Genomic DNA, 4,488 nt, shown 5'->3' on the forward strand with positions numbered 1-4,488 from the left:
CAAAAAATAGGGTGAAAAAACCTTTATTTGTTATGCAAAAAAATAGAAGATAGGATAGAGAATCACTTTGATGATCTCAATCCTATCTCCTATTCAAATAGTTAGATTACTAACTTAATGACATTGATTTAGCGACTGCTTATTTTTTTAGTTATTTTTTTCCCGATTGTTCCATATTCCAGAAATCTGTCACGGCACCACGTGATGCAGAAGATACGGTGTGGGCGTACTTACCAAGGACACCACGGCTATAGAGTGGTGGCAAGGTTGTTTCTGCCTTACGTTTTTCAAGTTCTTCTTCGGATACGGCCATAGAAATTTCTTTAGTATCTTGGTCGACAGTGACGATATCTCCTGTACGAAGGTAGGCAATTGGTCCACCGTCCTGAGCTTCAGGTGCGATATGTCCGACAACTAGACCATAAGTTCCACCAGAGAAGCGTCCGTCTGTCAAGAGGGCAACCTTGTCTCCTTGACCTTTACCAACGATCATAGAAGAAAGTGATAGCATCTCAGGCATACCAGGACCACCCTTAGGTCCAACGAAACGAACAACAACAACATCGCCATCAACGATTTCATCAGACAAGACAGCTTGGATAGCATCTTCTTCAGAATCAAATACCTTGGCTGGCCCAACGTGACGACGAACTTTAACCCCGGATACCTTGGCAACTGCACCGTCAGGAGCAAGATTACCGTTCAAGATGATAAGCGGACCGTCTGCACGTTTAGGATTTTCAAGTGGCATGATGACTTTTTGACCTGGTGTGAGGTCTGCAAAATCGGCCAAGTTTTCAGCGACAGTTTTACCAGTACATGTGATACGGTCTCCGTGAAGGAATCCATTTGCCAACAAGTACTTCATAACTGCAGGCACACCACCAACTTCGTAGAGGTCTTGGAAGACATACTGACCAGAAGGTTTCAAATCGGCCAAGTGAGGGACACGTTCTTGGATGGTATTGAAATCCTCAAGTGACAAGTCAACATTAGCAGCATGGGCAATGGCAAGCAAGTGAAGAGTAGCGTTAGTAGAACCACCTAGAGCCATTGTCACTGTAATGGCATCTTCAAAGGCTTCACGAGTCAAGATATCAGACGGTTTGATACCGAGTTCAAGCATTTTAACCACAGCACGTCCAGCTGCTTCGATGTCTTCTTTCTTATCAGCAGATTCTGCTGGGTGAGAAGAAGAACCTGGCAAGCTCATACCCAAAACTTCGATAGCAGTAGCCATCGTGTTGGCAGTATACATGCCACCGCAGCCACCAGGGCCAGGGCAGGCATTACATTCGAGACGTTTGACGTCTTCAGCGGTCATATCACCATGGTTCCATTTTCCGATTCCCTCAAATACAGAAACCAAGTCGATGTCTTTACCATCTAGTTTTCCAGGGGCGATAGTACCACCGTAGGCGAAAATAGCTGGGATATCCATATTGGCAATGGCAATCATAGAACCAGGCATGTTCTTATCACAGCCCCCGATAGCTACAAATGCATCGACGTTATGACCACCCATAGCAGCTTCGATAGAGTCCGCGATGATATCACGAGATGTCAAAGAGAAGCGCATACCAGGCGTTCCCATGGCAATCCCATCTGCTACCGTAATGGTTCCAAATTGAACAGGCCAAGCACCAGCAGATTTGACACCTTCTTTTGCAAGCTTACCAAAATCATGCAAGTGAATATTACACGGTGTGTTTTCTGCCCAAGTTGAAATCACTCCCACAATCGGTGTTTCAAAGTCCTTATCTGTCATACCAGTTGCACGAAGCATGGCACGGTTTGGTGATTTAACCATGCTGTCATAAATGCTACTGCGGTGACGTTTATCTAATTCTGTCATTCAAGTCCCTCCCATTTCAGTTTTTACCATTATAGCACATTTTTCGCATGAATAACAGAAGAAAATTCTTGAATTTTCAGAAAATTCAATACATTGAAATCTTCTTAAAAAAGATTACATATTTTTGTTGACATTTAAAATTAAAGTGATATCATTTAGATATCAAATATAGGAGGTCATTCTGATGACTGAAAAACTAATCAATTCAAAACCAAATGGTGTAGTAGCATTGATTCTCATTGAGTTGGCACTCGTACTTGGTTTCTTTATATTTATCATGGGTGCTGGTTCAGAAAACATTTTTGGAATTATTATCGGGCTTTTATTAATCTTAAGTTCAGCTCTAGCTCATGCTGGTTTAAAAGTTGTCAAACCTCAGGAAGCTCTGGTTTTGACCCTCTTTGGTAACTATACAGGTACCATTAAAGAACCAGGTTTTTACTTTGTAAATCCTTTTAGCATAGCGGTCAATCCTGCAATTCACACTCGACTCGGACAAAGTGGTGATGTTAGCACAAAATCTCCTTTTTCAGGAATGAAATCATCAAATGGCAATGATGTAAACATTGAAATTGGCAAGAAACAGATTTCTCTCAAAGTTATGACCTTGAGCAATTCCCGTCAAAAGATTAACGATTGCTTAGGTAACCCTGTTGAAATTGGAATTGCGGTAACTTGGAGAGTTGTCGATACAGCCAAAGCAGTCTTCAACGTTGATAACTATAAAGAATATCTCTCATTGCAGTGTGATAGCGCCCTTCGTAATATTGTCCGCATCTATCCTTACGATGTGTCTCCGAATGTGGATACTACAGGTGATGGGCAAGCCGATGAAGGAAGCCTCCGCGGTTCTAGTGAGATTGTAGCTAAGCGTATTCGTGAAGAAATCCAAAGTCGCGTAGAGGATGCTGGTTTGGAAATTCTTGAAGCACGTATTACTTACTTAGCTTACGCTCCAGAAATTGCTGCTGTCATGCTTCAACGTCAACAAGCATCTGCTATTATCGATGCACGTAAGATGATTGTAGACGGCGCTGTTGGAATGGTTGAAATGGCACTGGAACGTCTAAATGAAGGAGAGTTGGTTGAACTAGATGAAGAGCGTAAAGCTGCCATGGTTTCAAATCTCCTAGTCGTTCTCTGTGGCAATCATGATGCACAACCAATTGTCAATACAGGAAGCCTTTATTAGAAATGGCAGAAGCTAAAAAAAAGCAAATCCCCCTTCGACTCTCGAATAAGTTATATGCTGCACTCGCATCATGGGCAGAAGATGACTTCCGATCAGTCAATGGGCAAATCGAATATCTTCTCACAGAATGTGTCAAGCAACGGAAGAAAGACGGGAAATACGTCTCAGAAACCATTGATGAACCATTCGAGATTGATATTTAACCTATTTTCCTATCCAGAACCTTAGATAGGAAAATTTTTTCATCTTTTTTTGTCAAGTAACTTTACTTTACAAAAAAGTTTTGATATACTATTAAAGTTGATGAAAATCAAACCTAATTGAATTTATATCTTAAAAGGAGAAAACAAAATGGCAGTACCTGCACGTCGCACTTCAAAAGCGAAGAAAAACAAACGTCGTACACACTACAAAGTAACAGCTCCATCTGTAAACTTTGACGAAACTACTGGAGATTACTCACGTTCTCACCGTGTATCACTTAAAGGATACTACAAAGGACGTAAGATCGCTAAAGCTGCATCAGCTGAATAATAGAAGGGAGATACCATGCGCGTAAATATTACACTTGAACACAAAGAATCTGGTGAACGCTTGTACCTTACTTCTAAAAACAAACGTAACACTCCAGACCGTCTTCAATTGAAGAAATACTCACCAAAACTTCGCAAACACGTTGTGTTTACAGAAGTGAAGTAAGCATTCAATACGAATCAATACATAAGAAAAACGCTGATTCTGTACTGACCCCAAAAAGTTAGACAATTAATTTACCCAAAGGATTTAGTTCTGTATTGTACAGGACTAAGTCCTTTTAGCTTTACCTTAATTCGTTTGTTGTTGTAGTAATCAATATAGTCTACAATAGCTTGTTCCAAGTGCTCAAGTGACTGAAACGTATTCTCATAACCATAAAACATTTCAGACTTAAGAATGCCAAAGAAAGATTCCATCATACCGTTATCTGGGCTATTTCCCTTACGTGACATAGATGGTTGGATTCCCTTATTCTTTAAAAAATGATGATAGAAATCGTGTTGGTATTGCCATCCTTGGTCACTATGGAGAATTGTATTTTCGTAATGGTTCTCTGTAAAGGCTTGTTCTAGCATAGCTTTCATTTGCACTAAGTTCGGCGAAGTAGAAAGATTGTAGGAGATAATTTCGCTGTTAAAGCCATCTAAAACTGGCGATAAATAAAGCTTTTGGCTGCTTGCTGGAATGGCAAATTCTGTCACATCTGTGTAGCACTTTTGCATTGGTTTGGTTGCTTCAAATTGACGTTGAATAAGATTGTCTGCTTTCTTGCCAACCTCTCCGTTATGAGAAGAATATTTTCGTTTCTGTCGCATTTTAGCTTGTAAATTGAGTACTTTCATCAAGCGTTGAACTCTTTTATGATTTACCAGATAACCACGATTTCTTAGTTCTAAATGAATCC

Annotated in this window: 6 protein-coding genes; 4 read left to right on the top strand and 2 right to left on the bottom strand. The window is 40.4% G+C overall.

Annotation, left to right across the window (positions count from 1 at the left end; genetic code table 11):
• Positions 1–151: 151 nt before the first annotated feature.
• A complete protein-coding gene (gene ilvD, locus QM374_RS10585) occupies positions 152–1,855 on the bottom strand; it encodes a dihydroxy-acid dehydratase (RefSeq protein ID WP_248035870.1) in 1,704 nt (567 codons plus the stop codon).
• A gap of 184 nt (positions 1,856–2,039) precedes the next feature.
• Between ilvD and QM374_RS10590 the strand changes: the two genes are divergently transcribed.
• From QM374_RS10590 to rpmG, 4 genes are all read left to right on the top strand, one after another.
• Positions 2,040–3,047 (top strand): SPFH domain-containing protein, encoded by a 1,008-nt coding sequence (locus tag QM374_RS10590; RefSeq protein ID WP_414311722.1) that lies wholly within the window; start codon positions 2,040–2,042, stop codon positions 3,045–3,047.
• Positions 3,048–3,049: 2 nt separating this feature from the next.
• Positions 3,050–3,250 carry a PTS ascorbate transporter subunit IIC gene (locus tag QM374_RS10595; protein ID WP_000796543.1) on the top strand — a complete coding sequence of 67 codons (201 nt, stop codon included), beginning with the start codon at positions 3,050–3,052 and terminating at the stop codon, positions 3,248–3,250.
• A gap of 148 nt (positions 3,251–3,398) precedes the next feature.
• Positions 3,399–3,581, top strand: coding sequence for a 50S ribosomal protein L32 (rpmF, locus tag QM374_RS10600; RefSeq protein WP_000290417.1), 183 nt, complete (start codon positions 3,399–3,401; stop codon positions 3,579–3,581).
• Between the two features lie 15 nt (positions 3,582–3,596).
• Entirely contained in the window at positions 3,597–3,746 is a 150-nt protein-coding gene (rpmG, locus tag QM374_RS10605; protein WP_001265622.1) for a 50S ribosomal protein L33, read from the top strand.
• Positions 3,747–3,817: 71 nt separating this feature from the next.
• Here rpmG and QM374_RS10610 read toward each other — a convergent pair.
• Positions 3,818–4,488: IS3 family transposase (locus QM374_RS10610; RefSeq protein ID WP_414311723.1), on the bottom strand; the 671-nt coding region annotated here is incomplete at its 5' end.

This window comes from Streptococcus infantis (assembly GCF_047465525.1).
In the GTDB taxonomy this organism is placed as follows: Bacteria; Bacillota; Bacilli; order Lactobacillales; family Streptococcaceae; genus Streptococcus; species Streptococcus infantis_R.

Bases quoted from the DNA above. Each gene is read 5' to 3' on its own strand.
- ilvD (WP_248035870.1), bottom strand. From the start codon at position 1,855: ATGACAGAATTAGATAAACGTCACCGCAGTAGCATTTATGACAGCATG.
- QM374_RS10590 (WP_414311722.1), top strand. From the start codon at position 2,040: ATGACTGAAAAACTAATCAATTCAAAACCAAATGGTGTAGTAGCATTG.
- QM374_RS10595 (WP_000796543.1), top strand. From the start codon at position 3,050: ATGGCAGAAGCTAAAAAAAAGCAAATCCCCCTTCGACTCTCGAATAAG.
- rpmF (WP_000290417.1), top strand. From the start codon at position 3,399: ATGGCAGTACCTGCACGTCGCACTTCAAAAGCGAAGAAAAACAAACGT.
- rpmG (WP_001265622.1), top strand. From the start codon at position 3,597: ATGCGCGTAAATATTACACTTGAACACAAAGAATCTGGTGAACGCTTG.